General features: G+C 41.5%; 15 protein-coding genes. 4 read left to right on the top strand and 11 right to left on the bottom strand.

The features are described 5' to 3' along the window. Positions 1 to 149: 149 nt before the first annotated feature. Together BAU16_RS09140 and thiD are read right to left on the bottom strand one after the other, a co-directional pair. Positions 150 to 689: an ECF transporter S component gene (locus tag BAU16_RS09140; RefSeq protein WP_048603309.1), complete on the bottom strand. Its 540-nt coding sequence runs from the start codon at positions 687 to 689 to the stop codon at positions 150 to 152. A 2-nt stretch (positions 690 to 691) separates the two neighbouring features. Continuing rightward, a complete protein-coding gene (gene thiD, locus BAU16_RS09135; protein WP_161526993.1) occupies positions 692 to 1,510 on the bottom strand; it encodes a bifunctional hydroxymethylpyrimidine kinase/phosphomethylpyrimidine kinase in 819 nt (272 codons plus the stop codon). Positions 1,511 to 1,654: 144 nt separating this feature from the next. Here thiD and BAU16_RS09130 point away from each other — a divergent pair, with 144 nt between their 5' ends. Further along, entirely contained in the window at positions 1,655 to 3,076 is a 1,422-nt protein-coding gene (locus tag BAU16_RS09130; protein ID WP_137604910.1) for an aminotransferase-like domain-containing protein, read from the top strand. 60 nt (positions 3,077 to 3,136) lie between these two features. On the opposite strand, the gene tuf is transcribed toward BAU16_RS09130, so the two are convergent. From tuf to rpsL, 4 genes are all read right to left on the bottom strand, one after another. Next, a complete protein-coding gene (gene tuf / locus BAU16_RS09125) occupies positions 3,137 to 4,324 on the bottom strand; it encodes an elongation factor Tu (protein ID WP_048603306.1) in 1,188 nt (395 codons plus the stop codon). A gap of 149 nt (positions 4,325 to 4,473) precedes the next feature. Continuing rightward, the gene (fusA, locus tag BAU16_RS09120; RefSeq protein ID WP_048603305.1) at positions 4,474 to 6,558 is read right to left on the bottom strand and encodes an elongation factor G; all 2,085 of its coding nucleotides are present in this window, start codon (positions 6,556 to 6,558) and stop codon (positions 4,474 to 4,476) included. An 85-nt stretch (positions 6,559 to 6,643) separates the two neighbouring features. Then, positions 6,644 to 7,114, bottom strand: a complete 471-nt coding sequence (gene rpsG, locus BAU16_RS09115; protein WP_048603304.1) for a 30S ribosomal protein S7 — start codon at positions 7,112 to 7,114, stop codon at positions 6,644 to 6,646. Positions 7,115 to 7,182: 68 nt separating this feature from the next. Beyond that, complete coding sequence (gene rpsL, locus BAU16_RS09110) at positions 7,183 to 7,596, bottom strand: 30S ribosomal protein S12 (protein WP_010734475.1); 414 nt, start codon at positions 7,594 to 7,596, stop codon at positions 7,183 to 7,185. Positions 7,597 to 7,915: 319 nt separating this feature from the next. On the opposite strand from rpsL, the gene rpiA reads away from it, so the two are divergent. The 3 genes from rpiA (at position 7,916) to gpmA (ending at position 10,144) form a co-directional block, all read left to right on the top strand. Then, positions 7,916 to 8,590: a ribose-5-phosphate isomerase RpiA gene (gene rpiA, locus BAU16_RS09105; RefSeq protein ID WP_048603303.1), complete on the top strand. Its 675-nt coding sequence runs from the start codon at positions 7,916 to 7,918 to the stop codon at positions 8,588 to 8,590. Between the two features lie 143 nt (positions 8,591 to 8,733). Continuing rightward, positions 8,734 to 9,318 (top strand): recombinase family protein, encoded by a 585-nt coding sequence (locus tag BAU16_RS09100; RefSeq protein ID WP_048603302.1) that lies wholly within the window; start codon positions 8,734 to 8,736, stop codon positions 9,316 to 9,318. A 139-nt stretch (positions 9,319 to 9,457) separates the two neighbouring features. Further along, positions 9,458 to 10,144 (top strand): 2,3-diphosphoglycerate-dependent phosphoglycerate mutase, encoded by a 687-nt coding sequence (gene gpmA, locus BAU16_RS09095; protein WP_161526992.1) that lies wholly within the window; start codon positions 9,458 to 9,460, stop codon positions 10,142 to 10,144. A gap of 77 nt (positions 10,145 to 10,221) precedes the next feature. Here the strand turns inward: gpmA and BAU16_RS09090 are convergent, their stop codons facing one another. The 5 genes from BAU16_RS09090 to deoB form a co-directional block, all read right to left on the bottom strand. Further along, positions 10,222 to 11,022 carry an ABC transporter permease subunit gene (locus BAU16_RS09090; protein WP_161526991.1) on the bottom strand — a complete coding sequence of 267 codons (801 nt, stop codon included), beginning with the start codon at positions 11,020 to 11,022 and terminating at the stop codon, positions 10,222 to 10,224. Further along, positions 11,019 to 11,900 carry an ABC transporter ATP-binding protein gene (locus BAU16_RS09085; protein WP_161526990.1) on the bottom strand — a complete coding sequence of 294 codons (882 nt, stop codon included), beginning with the start codon at positions 11,898 to 11,900 and terminating at the stop codon, positions 11,019 to 11,021. Before BAU16_RS09085 ends, BAU16_RS09090 begins: the two co-directional genes overlap by 4 nt. A 144-nt stretch (positions 11,901 to 12,044) precedes the next feature. Then, positions 12,045 to 12,749, bottom strand: a complete 705-nt coding sequence (gene deoD, locus BAU16_RS09080; RefSeq protein WP_161526989.1) for a purine-nucleoside phosphorylase — start codon at positions 12,747 to 12,749, stop codon at positions 12,045 to 12,047. A 13-nt stretch (positions 12,750 to 12,762) separates the two neighbouring features. After that, entirely contained in the window at positions 12,763 to 13,572 is an 810-nt protein-coding gene (locus tag BAU16_RS09075; protein WP_137604915.1) for a purine-nucleoside phosphorylase, read from the bottom strand. A 134-nt stretch (positions 13,573 to 13,706) separates the two neighbouring features. After that, positions 13,707 to 14,873 carry a phosphopentomutase gene (gene deoB, locus BAU16_RS09070; RefSeq protein WP_161526988.1) on the bottom strand — a complete coding sequence of 389 codons (1,167 nt, stop codon included), beginning with the start codon at positions 14,871 to 14,873 and terminating at the stop codon, positions 13,707 to 13,709. Positions 14,874 to 15,260 lie beyond the last annotated feature (387 nt).

Below are 15,260 nucleotides of genomic sequence, written 5' to 3'. Positions count from 1 at the left end.
AAACAGCACCTTTATGATTATAGTATAGATGAAACTTGATAGCAAGCATTTTTTATTGAAATTCCAAGGTTTTTCTACTTTTATTTTGGGAGGGTTTTCAAAAAGGACGAAAAAAAATCTCAAGAAATTTTTCTCGAGATTTTTTCTTCCTAGACAAAGGAATGTTTGAATGTTCGATCCATTGCTTGCTTCAGTGGAAAATACAGCAGTGTCACGATAACAATCGTGGTAGCCGTATTGATCAGCGTTGCCGGCAATTTCGTCAACGCCGCCGCAAAGGCACTGGTAAAATCACTACCGACAATCAGCAGCATCACGGTATTTTTGATTTGAGTCATGATAATTTTAGCGATTCCCGTGCCAAATGCGATGACAACAATCTGCCAAATTTTTGTCGGACGCTTTTTAAACAACAGAATCAATCCGTAGGCCACACCGCCAACGATAAAACTTTCTAAAATAAAATAAGGGGCCTCGGTCACATAGCCATTCAACACATCAAAAATTGCAAAACCAAGTCCACCCGCCAACGCACCGCGGAAATACCCCAGCAGCAAAACAGCTAAAAGCAAAACAGCATTCCCTAAATGGACAAAGGCTCCCGGCATCGGAATCTTGATGGTGGTGGCAACCACCGTCAAGGCAGTAAATAAAGCAATAAGGACGATACTTTGAATTCGTCGATCCATTTTTACGCCTCCATTCTTTTTTCTGCGTGATTGTATGCTCCGTGCCAAACGTGACCAACATAAGGATTTACCCGCACACCTTCTTGAATTCCTTTGGCAACGAAGGCTTTGGCAGTCGTGACTGCTTTTTCAACAGAGAATCCTTTGGCTAACCCAGCTGTGATTGCCGCTGCAAATGTGCAACCAGCTCCATGATTAAAATCAGTGGCGTACAATTCATTTTCCAATACGTGAAAATGAAGTCCATCAAACAGCACATCGATGGATTTTTCCGTCCCTAAACGATGTCCGCCTTTGACTACGACATTTTTCGCTCCCAATTGATGGATTTTTTTCGCCGCTTGTTTCATCTCTTCCACCGAGGTCAAATCTCCCATTTCTGACAAGATTCCGGCTTCCACTAAATTTGGCGTCGTTACCAACGCTTGAGGCAAAAGATATTTTTTAATCGCCTCCACACTTTCAGGCTGTAAAATTTCAGCGGTTCCTTTGCAGGCAATTACCGGATCAATCACGATATTTGCAACTTCATAAGGCTGGATAAATTCACTGGCAGTTTGAATGTTTTCTTCATTTCCCATCATTCCGGTTTTCAAAGCATCGACTGCTCCACCAGCAAAAACAGATATCAGTTGTTTTTTTAGCAAGTCCGCCGGCAGTTCTGTCACTTCATGGGACCAGCCAGCTTCCGGGTCCATCGTCACGACGGAAGTAATACTTGAAAAACCGAAGACCCCATATTCTTCAAACGTTTTTAAATCAGCTTGCAGACCAGCGCCACCTGTTGAGTCAGACCCAGCAATCGTTAATACTTTTTTCATTGCACAACACTCCTTAAATTCAAAATCCCCATAAAATTTCGGATTTTTCTTCTTTAGAGTAGTATAGCGAAACTTTTTCTTGACGAAAACGACCAATTGGTTTATTTTCAAACCAACCAATTAATTTTTGAAAGGAAGGATTCTATGTGGCTTTTAGACAAAAAAGAAAAATTGCCCTTATTTCAGCAGATCATCAATCAAATTATCGAGTATATCCAAAACGGTACTTTGACTGCCGGTGATAAACTGCCGCCGGAACGCAAATTAGCAGAACTGTATCAGGTCAATCGTTCAACAGTCAATCACGCATTAGAAGAACTGGTCAGCTTAGGCTGGATCACTCGTCGTCAAGGAAGTGGAACTGAAGTCGCAGCAGGGCGTTGGGGAAGTCGTCAACAGCCAATCCAGCAATGGCGCAAATTATTGACGCATTCCATTAAACCTGATCCTTTTATTGAAGGACTTAATTTGCTAAAAAATACTCCGGATGTGTTGGATGTTTTCACCGGAGATTTACCAACGGAATTGATTCCGGATTTTCAATTTCCTGCAATTACTTGGGAGCAAGTGATTGGCGAGGAAGCCATTCTCACCACCACCGGCTATCCTCCACTAAAAGAATACATTAAAAAAAATCTGCAGGAAAATTTTTCCCTTGACTTGAAAGGACAGGAACTTTTGATTACCTCCGGCTCGACACAAGGAATCATGCTGTTATTGCAGACCTTACTGCAAGCAGGCGATCGTATCGCAACAGAGGAACCCTCTTTTTTGTTTTCTTTGCCGCTTTTTCAATTTTTAGGAATTCGCGTAGAAGGGATTCCTTGTGATAGTGAGGGCATTCGTCCAGAAGTTTTGGAAAAACAAATTTTGGCAAAAAAAATAAAGTTGCTTTATTTAAATCCCAGTTTTCAGAACCCCACTGGTGGCAGTATGTCCTTAAAGCGACGACAAGAGGTTTTGGCACTTTGCCAAAAGTATTCGCTGCCGATTGTCGAAGATGATGTTTTCAGTGAATTGGCTTTTGATGAACAGTTGCCAAAATTAAAAAAACTTGCTCCCCAACAAGTCATTTACCTTGGTTCCTTATCCAAAATTTTTGGTGCTTCCATCAAAATTGGCTGGCTGTCAGCACCAGCTCCGCTTATTGCAAACTTAGCAGATGCCAAACAGCGCATCGATGCCGATACCACTATTTTTTCACAATTATTGGCAAACACCGCTTTGCGTGCACCGGATTATCAGCAACAACACCAGTTCCTGCTGAAAGAATTGCAGCACCGTAGTCAGCTTTTTTATCACAGTATGCAACAACTTTCCGAGGACTGGCGCTATCAGCCGATCCACGGCGGCTTGTATTATTGGCTAACCTGGAAGCACAAGAACCTCACCCGTTCTTCTTGGCAAAAATTTCTTGACGAAAAACTGCTGGTGGCGCCGTCTTTTCTTTTTAGCGACGACAGCCTATCGATGCGGATCAATTATACCCGAATGAACGAAGCCCAACTAAAGATTTTTACTGCCCGCCTGCAAAAAATTTCTCAAGAATGGAAAAAGAAGAAATGAAAAAAAAAAGCAAAATCCGCAAGGGATTTTGCTTTTTAATTTTCTTAATATAATCTGAGATTAGCTTAAGATTGAAGATACAACGCCTGAACCAACAGTACGTCCGCCTTCACGAATTGAGAAACGAGTTCCGTCTTCGATAGCGATTGGGTGGATTAATTCAACTTCCATTGTTACGTTATCGCCAGGCATAACCATTTCAGTTCCTTCTGGCAGATCAACAACACCAGTTACGTCTGTTGTACGGAAGTAGAATTGTGGGCGGTAGTTAGTGAAGAAAGGAGTATGACGTCCGCCTTCTTCTTTAGTTAAAACATAAACTTCCGCTGTAAATTTTGTATGTGGAGTGATTGTTCCTGGTTTAGACAATACTTGTCCACGTTGGATGTCTTCACGAGCAACCCCACGTAGCAATGCGCCGATGTTATCCCCAGCTTCTGCGTAGTCTAACAATTTACGGAACATTTCAACACCAGTAACAGTTGTTTTTGCTGTTTCTTCAGCGATACCAACGATTTCTACTTCGTCCCCAACGCGAACTTGTCCACGTTCAACACGACCTGTAGCAACGGTACCACGACCAGTGATTGAGAATACATCTTCGATTGGCATCATGAATGGTTTGTCATGATCGCGTTCTGGAGTTGGGATATATTCGTCAACTGCAGCCATCAATTCTAAGATTTTTTCTTCGTATGAAGGGTCGCCTTCTAAAGCTTTCAATGCTGAACCAGCGATAACTGGAGTGTCATCTCCTGGGAAACCATATTCAGTCAATAGGTCGCGAACTTCCATTTCAACTAATTCTAATAATTCTTCGTCGTCAACCATATCCATTTTGTTTAAGAAAACAACAATGTAAGGAACGCCAACGTTACGTGACAATAGGATGTGTTCACGTGTTTGAGGCATAGGGCCATCAGCAGCAGAAACTACTAAGATAGCTCCGTCCATTTGAGCAGCACCAGTGATCATGTTCTTAACGTAGTCCGCGTGTCCTGGGCAGTCAACGTGAGCATAGTGACGGTTTTCTGTTTCATATTCAACGTGAGCTGTTGAAATAGTGATTCCGCGTTCGCGTTCTTCTGGAGCGCCATCGATTTGATCGTAAGCTGAAGCTTGAGCCAAACCTTTTTTAGATAGTACAGTTGTGATAGCAGCTGTAAGAGTAGTTTTACCATGGTCAACGTGTCCGATAGTTCCGATGTTTACATGGGGTTTAGAACGGTCAAATTTTTCTTTTGCCATTTTAAAATGTTCCTCCTAATAAATACATTTTTGTTTTTTTCTGATAGGTAAGCAACCGTTGCCGATTGCTCGCCCTTATCATTCGTTAATTATTGTACACGAAACTTTTCAAAAAATACAGTTCTTTTAAGAAAATCTAAGCTTTCAAACTATTCAGCTTTTCCGCCGTTTTTCTTAATGATTTCTTCTTGAACAGATTTCGGTACATCTTCGTAGTGGTCGAAAGTCATTGTAAATACGCCACGACCTTGTGTTGCAGAACGCAGTGTCGTTGCATAACCAAACATTTCAGCCAGAGGAACCATCGCACGGACAACTTGCGTATTACCGCGAGCTTCCATACCTTCAACTCGGCCACGACGTGCGGTTACGTGTCCCATTACATCACCTAAGTAATCTTCAGGGGCAACGATTTCTACAGACATGATTGGTTCAAGGATCACAGGGTTTGCTTTTTTCGCAGCGGCTCTCAACGCCATCGAAGCAGCAACACGGAAAGCTGTTTCACTTGAATCGACATCATGGTAAGAACCATCATGAAGTTTTGCTTTGATATCAACCATAGGATAACCGGCAAGAACACCGTTTTCCATAGAATCTTTCAAACCAGCTTCAACAGCAGGGATGTATTCACGAGGAACGACCCCACCGACGATGGCATTTTCAAATTCAAATCCAGCGCCTTCTTCATTTGGCGTAAATTCGATCCATACGTGACCGTATTGACCTTTACCACCAGATTGGCGTACGAACTTACCTTCTGCATCCGTTGAAGAACGGAATGTTTCACGGTAAGAAACTTGTGGTGCACCAACGTTCGCTTCAACTTTGAATTCGCGACGCATACGGTCAACGATGATATCCAAGTGAAGTTCACCCATTCCGGCAATGATTGTTTCGCCAGTTTCAGGGTTTGTTTCGGCACGGAAAGTTGGATCTTCTTCAGAAAGTTTTTGCAAAGCGATACCCATTTTATCTTGGTCAGCTTTTGATTTTGGTTCAATAGCAACTTGGATAACTGGTTCTGGGAATTCCATTGATTCAAGGATAACTTGATCCTTTTCATCACAAAGGGTGTCCCCAGTTGTTGTATCTTTCAAACCAACTGCCGCTGCGATATCTCCAGCATATACTTCAGAGATTTCAGAACGAGAGTTAGCATGCATTTGCAGGATACGACCAACACGTTCGCGTTTGTCTTTCGTTGCGTTACGGATGTAAGAACCGGATTCTAGAACACCAGAGTACACACGGAAGAATGTCAAACGACCAACGAATGGGTCTGTCATTACTTTAAATGCTAAAGCTGAGAAAGGTGCGCTGTCGTCGGCTGGACGTTCAACTTCTTCGTCAGTTTTAGGATTGATCCCTTTGATTGCAGGGATATCTAATGGAGATGGCAAGTAATCAATAACGGCATCCAATAATAATTGAACCCCTTTATTTTTGAAGGCTGAACCACAAAGAACTGGGTAGAATTCTACGGCAGTCGTCGCACGACGGATACCTTCTTTAAGTTCGGCTTCGGTGATTTCTTCACCTTCCAAATATTTCATTGTTAATTCTTCATCAGTTTCAGCAACTGCTTCAACTAATTTTTCACGCCATTCTTCAGCCAATTCACGGTATTCTTCAGGAATCTCAGTTTCTTCGATTTCTGTACCAAGATCGTTGGTGTACATTTCAGCTTTCATCTTCACTAAATCAATGATTCCTGTGAAGTCGTCTTCTGCACCGATCGGAATTTGGATTGGATGCGCATTGGCTTGTAGACGGTCATGTAACGTTGATACAGAATATAAGAAATCTGCACCGATTTTGTCCATTTTATTGGCAAATACGATACGAGGAACGCCGTAAGTTGTTGCTTGACGCCAAACAGTTTCTGTTTGAGGTTCAACACCAGATTGTGCATCAAGAACGGTAACCGCACCATCAAGTACGCGTAATGAACGTTCTACTTCAACTGTGAAGTCTACGTGTCCTGGGGTATCGATGATGTTGATTCGATGACCTTTCCATTGTGCCGTAGTCGCAGCGGATGTGATCGTGATTCCACGTTCTTGTTCTTGTTCCATCCAGTCCATTTGTGAAGCTCCTTCATGAGTTTCACCAATTTTATGGATTTTACCAGTATAGTACAAGATACGTTCTGTTGCAGTCGTTTTACCAGCATCGATGTGGGCCATGATACCGATATTACGAGTGTTATGAAGAGAAAATTCTCTGGTCATGCTCCTTTTGTCTCCTCTCTTTTTATAAGGTACCTAGAGTATTGCTTGCCTTCTGCTGACAAAAATGTCCCACGCAGAGAGGATCTTACCAGCGATAATGAGCAAATGCACGGTTGGCTTCTGCCATTTTGTGTGTATCTTCGCGTTTTTTCACAGAAGCACCAGTGTTATTGGCAGCATCCATGATTTCTTTTGCAAGACGTTCTTCCATTGTGTGTTCGCCACGCAGACGTGCGTAGTTAACCACCCAACGAAGACCTAAAGTCGTACGACGTTCAGGGCGAACTTCAACGGGAACTTGATAGTTTGAACCCCCAACACGACGAGCTTTAACTTCTAAAACAGGCATAACGTTTTTCATTGCTTGTTCGAAAACTTCCAATGGATCGTTACCTGTAGATTCTTTGATAATGCCAAATGCATTATAGATAATGTTTGAAGCAATCCCACGTTTTCCGTCAACCATTACGCGGTTGATTAAGCGAGTTACTAATTTTGAGTTATAAATAGGATCTGGTAAAACATCACGTTTTGCAACAGGACCTTTACGAGGCATCCGTAACTCCTCCTTCCGAAATATTTCTTCTATAAAATAGTTTCATTTGAATAATTTTTTGAAGCGAATTAAGCTTTAGGTCTCTTCGTACCATATTTTGAACGAGATTGTTTACGATCATTCACGCCGGCAGTATCTAATGCACCACGAACGATATGATAACGTACCCCTGGTAAGTCTTTCACACGTCCACCACGTAACAAGACAACACTATGTTCTTGCAAGTTGTGGCCAATACCTGGGATATAAGCTGTTACTTCAATCAAGTTAGACAAACGAACACGCGCATATTTACGTAAAGCGGAGTTCGGTTTTTTAGGCGTCATAGTACCCACACGTGTAGCTACCCCACGTTTTTGAGGTGAGTTCACGTTTGTTTGAGTCTTCTTGAAGCTGTTATATCCTTTGTTCAATGCAGGTGAATTTGATTTTTCAACCTTGGATTTACGAGGTTTACGTACTAATTGGTTAATTGTAGGCATCCCTAGTTTTCCTCCTTCCTTGATTCGCTAGTCTAGTCCCACACATCCAGGTGGTCCTTTTTTTGCGATAAAAAATAATGCAATCGCTGCATCTATTATCAGTTGTACTTTTCTCACAGTCAGCACGTCCCAAAATCGGAACCTGTATACAAAGCACCTTTGATAGAATATCATGATTAAATCAAGGTGTCAACTGACTTTCCTTATTTTTCTGGTTTTCTTTTGGCAAACTTTTTTCTGGTTTTCTGCATTTAGCCACTGTTTTTTTTTGATGATTACCATTAGAATAGAAGCGACTCTGAAAAAAGGCGGGAAAACGATGAATTTGAAAAAAATGGTAGGGATCGAAGCGGCACGACAGATTGAAGACGGCATGATCGTCGGATTGGGCACCGGCTCCACAGCATATTATATGGTAGAAGAAGTTGGGCGTTTGGTAAAAGAAGAAGGCTTATCCATCACCGGAGTGACTACCTCCAACGCAACCAAGATCCACGCACAGAAATTGGGAATTCCCTTAAAAACTATCGACGAGGTTTCCCATGTCGATTTGACGATCGACGGTGCTGATGAAATCAGTCAGGATTTTCAAGGAATCAAAGGCGGAGGTGCAGCTTTATTGTTTGAAAAAATCGTTGCTACCTATTCTAGCAAAGTGATTTGGATCGTGGATCGTTCAAAAATGGTTACTGATTTAGGGGCTTTTCCCCTACCCGTAGAAGTAATTCCTTACGGCAGCCAACAAATCATGCGGATTTTTGAAGAAAAAGGCTACCATCCGGTCATGCGAATGAATTCAGATAGTGAATACTTGCGCACTGACAGCAATAATTACATCATTGATCTGCATCTAGAAAAAATCAGTGCTCCCCATGCTTTGGCCGCAGAATTGGAAAAAATGGTAGGCGTCGTGGAACACGGACTATTTTTGGATATGGTGGACACGGTTATTGTTGGGAACGAAGATGGGCCGAAACTCCTTTACCGTCCATGATTTCTTTTTTAGAAAAAAGATAAACTGGTTATTTTAGTCATAATAAACAAAAAAAATAGATTTTTTTGCGCTAAAAGGGTACCTTTTTGGCTGAAATTATGCTACATTCTTCTTAATTGAAAAAAGGTAAGAGGGGACAGATAATGAAACTTATTGGCTACGTAAGAACAACAATCAATGATGCTGTAACAGATACACAAACCGATATTTTATCAAATTACGGCTGTGACGAAATTTTTCTGGATACCTTTGAAAAAAATGAAACCGATGATCTCCACTGTGATTTAGATACGGTTATCTCCCAATTAACTACTGGGGATACTTTGGTGGTTTCAGATTTGCATCGTCTTGGACGTTCCACCCGGCAATTAACTGACTTGACCCGGCAGTTTCAAGAACGCGGCATCCACTTGGTAAGTATCAATGAAGGTATCGATACCCGCGAACCGATGGGAATGATCTATTTCCGATTGATGGACGGTTTAGCCAACATGGAATGTGCGTTAATCAAAGAACGGACCCTTGTCGGTTTGGATAATGCCCGTAAAAAAGGAAAAATCGGCGGACGACCAAAGATTGATCCAAAAACCGTTAGAAAAATTCGCCGGCTTTATTATGAAAAGAAAGAAACGATTCAATACATTTCTGCAAAATGCGGCGTTTCTGTCGGTACTTGCTACAAGTACATCAATTTACCGGACGAAGAAGTTTTGAAAATCGTCGACTAAATAAGCAGCGGATTTCTCTCACTATCCTGTGAGAAATCCGCTTTTTTTCTGTTTTCAATGGAAATCTCCCCGAAAACATTGTACAATAAACAAGAAATTGAAAATTTCAGAAACTAGAGAGATAAAGGAGAGTTTTTTCATGCCAAAATTAGTTTTTTCTCGTCATGGATTAAGTGAATGGAACAAATTGAACCAATTTACTGGCTGGGCTGATGTTGACTTGGCTCCAGAAGGTGTCGAAGAAGCCATCGAAGGCGGACGTAAAATCAAAGAAGCCGGCATCGAATTCGATGTTGCGTTTACTTCTGTTTTAACTCGTGCCATCAAAACATGTAACTTGCTTTTAGAATATTCTGATCAATTATGGGTACCTCAAATCAAATCATGGCGCTTAAACGAACGTCATTATGGAAAATTGCAAGGCTTGAACAAAAAAGAAACCGCTGAAAAATACGGTGACGAACAAGTTCATATCTGGCGTCGTTCTTATGATGTTTTGCCTCCATTGATGGATGCAAAAGATGAAGGTTCTGCAGCTCAAGATCGTCGTTACGCAATGTTGGACCCTCGCGATGTACCTGGTGGGGAAAACTTGAAAGTAACTTTGGAACGTGCCTTACCATTCTGGCAAGACCAAATCGCTCCTGCTTTGAAAGACGACAAAACTGTCTTAGTTGCTGCTCACGGTAACTCTTTACGTGCTTTAGCAAAACATATCGAAGGCATTTCTGATGAAGATATCATGGATCTTGAAATTCCAACAGGCAAACCACTTGTTTATGAATTGAATGATGATCTGACCGTTATCAAAAAATATTACTTATAAGAAGTAACTAAAAAACATTCGTCTGCTGGCGGGATGTAAGACTTTTGTCTTGCCTCCCACAGCGATGAATGTTTTTTTTAGCTGTTGATGTCTTTATGGCGATAATGATACCACGTAATTCCCAGAAATAGTGTACACCCCATAAGAAATAGCAGCAAATACACCCCTTGGATTTTTCTTTCGACCACCAAATCCTTGGTATTAAAATAGCGGAAGGGTGTCAAAAAGCGGAAAAACGCCAACTTTTCTTGTAACGCTGGAATCAGGCTAATGACATATAAAACCAGAATGCTCCCTAGAACAAGGGAAAGACTCGTTTTGATTGAAATCGTAAACCCAGAGATAAAAAAACCGATACAAGCAAAGAAAAGGTGTAGCAACCAAGTGCCCAGTGTCAGCCAAAGAAAGCTGTCCATTCTAAAATCCGTAAGCTGAAATAGACGTAGTAATATAAAATTACTGAGTGCAAATATCCCGTTGAATAGCGTGACTAACACAACGACACTGGCAAATTTTCCCATCAGGATATTTCCTCTACTGATAGGTTTAGCCAACAAAAATTCGCTTGTCTGCTCACTTTCCTCTTTCGTAAGCATGGTAGCTCCCAAGATTCCTGCAAAAGCACTCCCTAAAATAGCAGTCAGTAATTGAGCCCGACTGGCATAAAAATGCAGCACATCTGTCATCTCCAATACATCTAAATGCAGTGCTTGGATAAACTCTTGCGGGTACTGCGCCAAAAATGCCTCTGTTGATTGCGCCAGCTCCGCCGTTGCCTGAAAACTGGTCAACAGCAAGATGTTACAAACAATCAGCAAAACCAGCCAAATCAGCGTTGAAAAATAATTTTGTTTCAATTCCTGAACAAAAAGTGTCATTTTTTCTCCCGCCCTTCATAATACTGCATGACAACTTCTTCAAGAGACGGCTCCGTAATCTTTAAATCAAGCAGTCCGGGTTGATTGATTGTTGCTAAAAGAAACGGTAGTTCTCCTTCATATAAAAAAGTCGCTGAATTTTTTGTTTGTTGGAAGTCACTTTTTTTCAAATCAGAAAAATCCGGTAATTCCTGGTACCTCACGTAAATTCGTTTAAATCGACTCCTTGTCAATTGTTCCATCCTCTCGACTTTCAACAACTGACCATTTTGAATAATCGCCACTCGATCACAAATCCGTTCCACTTCGCTCATCACATGTGAGGAAAACAGGATCGTTACCCCTTTTTTCTTCTCCTCTGCCAACAAATCAAAAAATTGATTTTGGATAAAAGGATCCAGCCCACTGGTGGGTTCATCAAAAATCAAAACATTTGGTTCATGCTGCAATGCTTGAATAATTCCGACTTTTTTCTTGTTGCCGCTAGATAAGGTTTTGATTTTTCTTGTTAGATCCAAATTCAGCCTTTCAGCCAATACCATCATTTTATTGGCGCAGTCTTTCCGATAAAATTTTGCCGAATACCGCAATAATTCTTCCGCCGTCATCTGTTTATAATAATTGACCGTTGCCGGTGTGTACCCTATCAACTGTTTTACCTCACGACTTTGTGTAAAACAATCTTTACCGTCAATCATTGCCGTACCACTGGTAGGAAAAAGCATCGCCAACAGCAACCGGATCGTTGTAGATTTTCCTGCACCATTGGGACCAATAAAACCAAAAATCTCGCCTTTCTCCACGGATAAGGTGATATCTAAAATCCCCCGCTGTTTCCCATACATTTTTGTCAGCTGTTGCGTCTGAATCATCGCCATGGTTTACACCTCCGTTTTCTTGACATCAAGGAAAGCGTTATCTATTTTAAGTATACGTGCTCTGTAAGGTCTCCGGCAAAAATCGTGCTTACAAAAAAAGCCGGAATCAGGATTCCGACTTTTTCTCGTATGTTCCTTTCGTTGTTACCCAATTGCTGTTTCCAATCCAACTTCGATCATTTCATTAAAGGTGGTTTGACGTTCTTCCGCAGATGTTGCTTCACCAGTCACAATATGATCACTGACGGTGCAAATTGCCAACGTTTGTACATGGAATTTTGATCCTAGGTAATACAAAGCTGCAGCTTCCATTTCCACTCCCATGACACCCAATTCTGCCAGTTGCAAGGTTTCCGTCATATCATCTTTGTAGAACGTATCTTCAGACAAAAGATTTCCTACATGTGTCGTATAGCCTTTTTCTTTTGCGATTTCGTATGCTTTTAACAGCAAATTAAAATCAGCAATAGGGGGGTAATGGAAACTAGAAAAGTTTTTGGCAACCATGGAAGAACTCGTTGCTGCTGCTTGTCCAATGACCAAATCCCGAACGTGGACATCTTTTGAAATTGCACCGCAAGTACCGACACGAATCAATTTTTTCACCCCATAAGAAGTGATCAGCTCTTGCGCGTAGATACTTGCTGAAGGCATACCCATCCCTGTTCCTTGAACCGAGATGCGCTCTCCTTTATAAACACCGGTATATCCCAACATCCCCCGGACATTGTTGTAACAAATCGGATCTTCCAAAAATGTTTCAGCAATATATTTCGCCCGCAATGGATCCCCTGGTAATAATATTTTATCGGCAATCTCGCCTGCTTTTGCTTCAATATGAACGCTCATAAAAATCTCCCTTCTACAATGCCGCCAAAGTTTCTTTGATCAACGCTTTGAATTCTGCCTTCACACGAGTGGTTGTTTCCACAACTTCTTCATGATTCAAACTTGCCTGCATACCGGCAGCTAAATTGGTAATGCAAGAAATCCCAAGAACTTTTAGTCCACTGTGGACCGCAACAATAACTTCTGGAACAGTAGACATCCCAACCGCATCTGCTCCTGCGATTCGGGCAAAACGAACCTCTGCCGGAGTTTCATAAGTTGGTCCAGAAAAGCCCATATACACACCTTCGCGAAGATGTAGTTGGCGTTTTTCAGCAACTTTTTTTGCTGTTTCCCGGTAAGTCAGCGTATATGCTTGACTCATATCAGGAAAACGAGGGCCGATTTTTTCGTCATTACTGCCGATCAACGGATTATTTCCGGTGAAATTAATTTGATCGGTAATCAGCATCAAATCTCCCGGTGTGAAGGTTTCATTTACACCGCCACTGGCATTGGTTACTACCAATGAGTGTGCGCCCAGCGCTGCCATCACGCGAACCGGATAAGTAACTGTTTGCATCGAGTGACCTTCATAATAATGGAAACGTCCTTGCATAGCTAAAACTTTTTTCCCTGCTAGTTCACCATAAACCAATTGTCCGGCATGTCCCACGACTGTTGAGACAGGAAAATGTGGGATTTCTTGGTAAGGAATTTTGATTGGATCGGTGATTTCATCAGCTAATTCACCTAAACCCGAGCCTAAAATCAAGCCAAAGTCTACTTCTTTGACTCCCGCTTCTCGGATAAATTCAATTGTTTGTTTAATCTGTTCAGACATTGCGCCACTCCTTGTTCATTTTAAAGTATTCATTTTTCTGATAGAAAAATGAGTTTGATTTTCACGCCGTATATCATTTCGCTAAACTGCTTGGTAAAAGTGAAACTGATATTTTTTTCTTAGCTAACTATAGTTTATTTCAAAAATTTCAGGAAGCTGTTGCCGTTTTCTGTGGCTGATACGCCAAAGTTTTCAGCGATAGTTGCTGAAATATCTGAGTAAAACCCTTGAGGTAATGCTCCTTGTTCTGTCATTTTTTTACTGTAAACCAACAAAGGTACATATTCGCGGGTATGATCCGTTCCTGGGAAGGTTGGGTCATTGCCGTGATCGGCAGTAATCATCAACAAATCATCTTCTGCCATGGCATCAAGCAATTCTGGCAGACGCAAATCAAAATCTTCAATTGCGTGGGCATAACCGACAACATCCCGACGATGACCATACAATGCATCAAAATCAACAAGGTTGGTAAAACTCAAACCAGTAAATTCTTGCTTCATCACCTTCAGCAATTGATCTACACCATCCATATTGCTCTTCGTGCGGATTGCTTGGGTCATTCCTTGTCCATTAAAGATGTCATTGATTTTTCCAACAGCAATCACATCATTTCCGTTTTCTTTTAAAGAATCCAAGACGGTTTTACCAAAAGGATCCAAGGCATAATCGTGGCGATTGCTGGTGCGAGTAAAGTTTCCTGGTTCACCTACGTATGGACGTGCAATAATACGACCAATCATGTAAGGTTCATCTTTCGTAATATCACGCACGTATTGGCAAATTCGATAAAGCTCTTCTAAAGGAATGATTTCTTCGTGGGCAGCAATTTGCAAAACAGGATCGGCTGACGTATAAACAATCAGATCTCCAGTTTTCATTTGATGTTCGCCGTAATCATTAATCACTTCTGTACCAGAGTAAGGTTTGTTGCAAACTACTTTACGTCCAGAGAAGTCTTCGATTTGTTTTAATAAATCATCGGGAAATCCATTTGGAAAGACACGGAATGGTTTCTTGATGTTCAAGCCCATAATTTCCCAGTGTCCCGTCATCGTGTCTTTTCCGACAGAAATTTCTTCTAATTTTGTTGCATACCCTTTATGGGTGTCGACTGCTGCAACACCTTCTAAAGGACGAATCGTTCCTAAACCTAGATTTTCTAAATGAGGGATCGTTAAGCCGGCCTTTTCCGCAATGTGTCCTAAAGTATCTGCCCCAACATCACCGAATTTTTCCGCATCTGGTGCTTCACCGATTCCGACTGAATCCATTACAATCAAATGTACACGTTTAAACATTCTATTCCCTACTTTCTTTATTTGTTATACGTCTATCTTACTAAAGATTGACGAAATTGACTTGTTTGACCATCTACCTCGTACTTGTTCGCTCCGCATACAGTACAACTAGCTTCTTCTTTAAAGTTGCACTTGCAATCCTCTACTCTGCCTTGCTCTGCAAGCCAATCGCAGTGATTCGAACGAAGGTGACTACGCTCTTTTCATTCGCCTAGTACTGTTCGCTTCGCATACAGTGCAACTAGTTTCTTCTTTAAAGTTGCACTTGCAATCATCTACTCTGCCTTGCTCTGCAAGCCAATCGCAGTGATTCGAATGAAGGTAACTACGCTCTTTTCATTCGCCTAGTACTGTTCGCTCCGCATACAGTGCAACTAGCTTCTTCTT

Origin of the sequence: Enterococcus sp. JM9B (genome assembly GCF_009933265.1) — a bacterium.
Taxonomy (GTDB): Bacteria; Bacillota; Bacilli; order Lactobacillales; family Enterococcaceae; genus Enterococcus_C; species Enterococcus_C songbeiensis.
Note: the sequence above shows the minus strand (reverse complement) of the source record. Positions and strands in the feature narration are given on the sequence as shown.

What these genes read in the sequence shown, in the direction of transcription:
- BAU16_RS09130 (WP_137604910.1), top strand. Translation starts at nt 1,655, where the DNA reads ATGTGGCTTTTAGACAAAAAAGAAAAATTGCCCTTATTTCAGCAGATC.
- rpiA (WP_048603303.1), top strand. Translation starts at nt 7,916, where the DNA reads ATGAATTTGAAAAAAATGGTAGGGATCGAAGCGGCACGACAGATTGAA.
- rpsG (WP_048603304.1), bottom strand. Translation starts at nt 7,114, where the DNA reads ATGCCTCGTAAAGGTCCTGTTGCAAAACGTGATGTTTTACCAGATCCT.
- rpsL (WP_010734475.1), bottom strand. Translation starts at nt 7,596, where the DNA reads ATGCCTACAATTAACCAATTAGTACGTAAACCTCGTAAATCCAAGGTT.
- BAU16_RS09075 (WP_137604915.1), bottom strand. Translation starts at nt 13,572, where the DNA reads ATGTCTGAACAGATTAAACAAACAATTGAATTTATCCGAGAAGCGGGA.
- gpmA (WP_161526992.1), top strand. Translation starts at nt 9,458, where the DNA reads ATGCCAAAATTAGTTTTTTCTCGTCATGGATTAAGTGAATGGAACAAA.
- thiD (WP_161526993.1), bottom strand. Translation starts at nt 1,510, where the DNA reads ATGAAAAAAGTATTAACGATTGCTGGGTCTGACTCAACAGGTGGCGCT.
- BAU16_RS09100 (WP_048603302.1), top strand. Translation starts at nt 8,734, where the DNA reads ATGAAACTTATTGGCTACGTAAGAACAACAATCAATGATGCTGTAACA.
- BAU16_RS09090 (WP_161526991.1), bottom strand. Translation starts at nt 11,022, where the DNA reads ATGACACTTTTTGTTCAGGAATTGAAACAAAATTATTTTTCAACGCTG.
- fusA (WP_048603305.1), bottom strand. Translation starts at nt 6,558, where the DNA reads ATGACCAGAGAATTTTCTCTTCATAACACTCGTAATATCGGTATCATG.
- BAU16_RS09140 (WP_048603309.1), bottom strand. Translation starts at nt 689, where the DNA reads ATGGATCGACGAATTCAAAGTATCGTCCTTATTGCTTTATTTACTGCC.
- BAU16_RS09085 (WP_161526990.1), bottom strand. Translation starts at nt 11,900, where the DNA reads ATGGCGATGATTCAGACGCAACAGCTGACAAAAATGTATGGGAAACAG.
- deoD (WP_161526989.1), bottom strand. Translation starts at nt 12,749, where the DNA reads ATGAGCGTTCATATTGAAGCAAAAGCAGGCGAGATTGCCGATAAAATA.
- deoB (WP_161526988.1), bottom strand. Translation starts at nt 14,873, where the DNA reads ATGTTTAAACGTGTACATTTGATTGTAATGGATTCAGTCGGAATCGGT.
- tuf (WP_048603306.1), bottom strand. Translation starts at nt 4,324, where the DNA reads ATGGCAAAAGAAAAATTTGACCGTTCTAAACCCCATGTAAACATCGGA.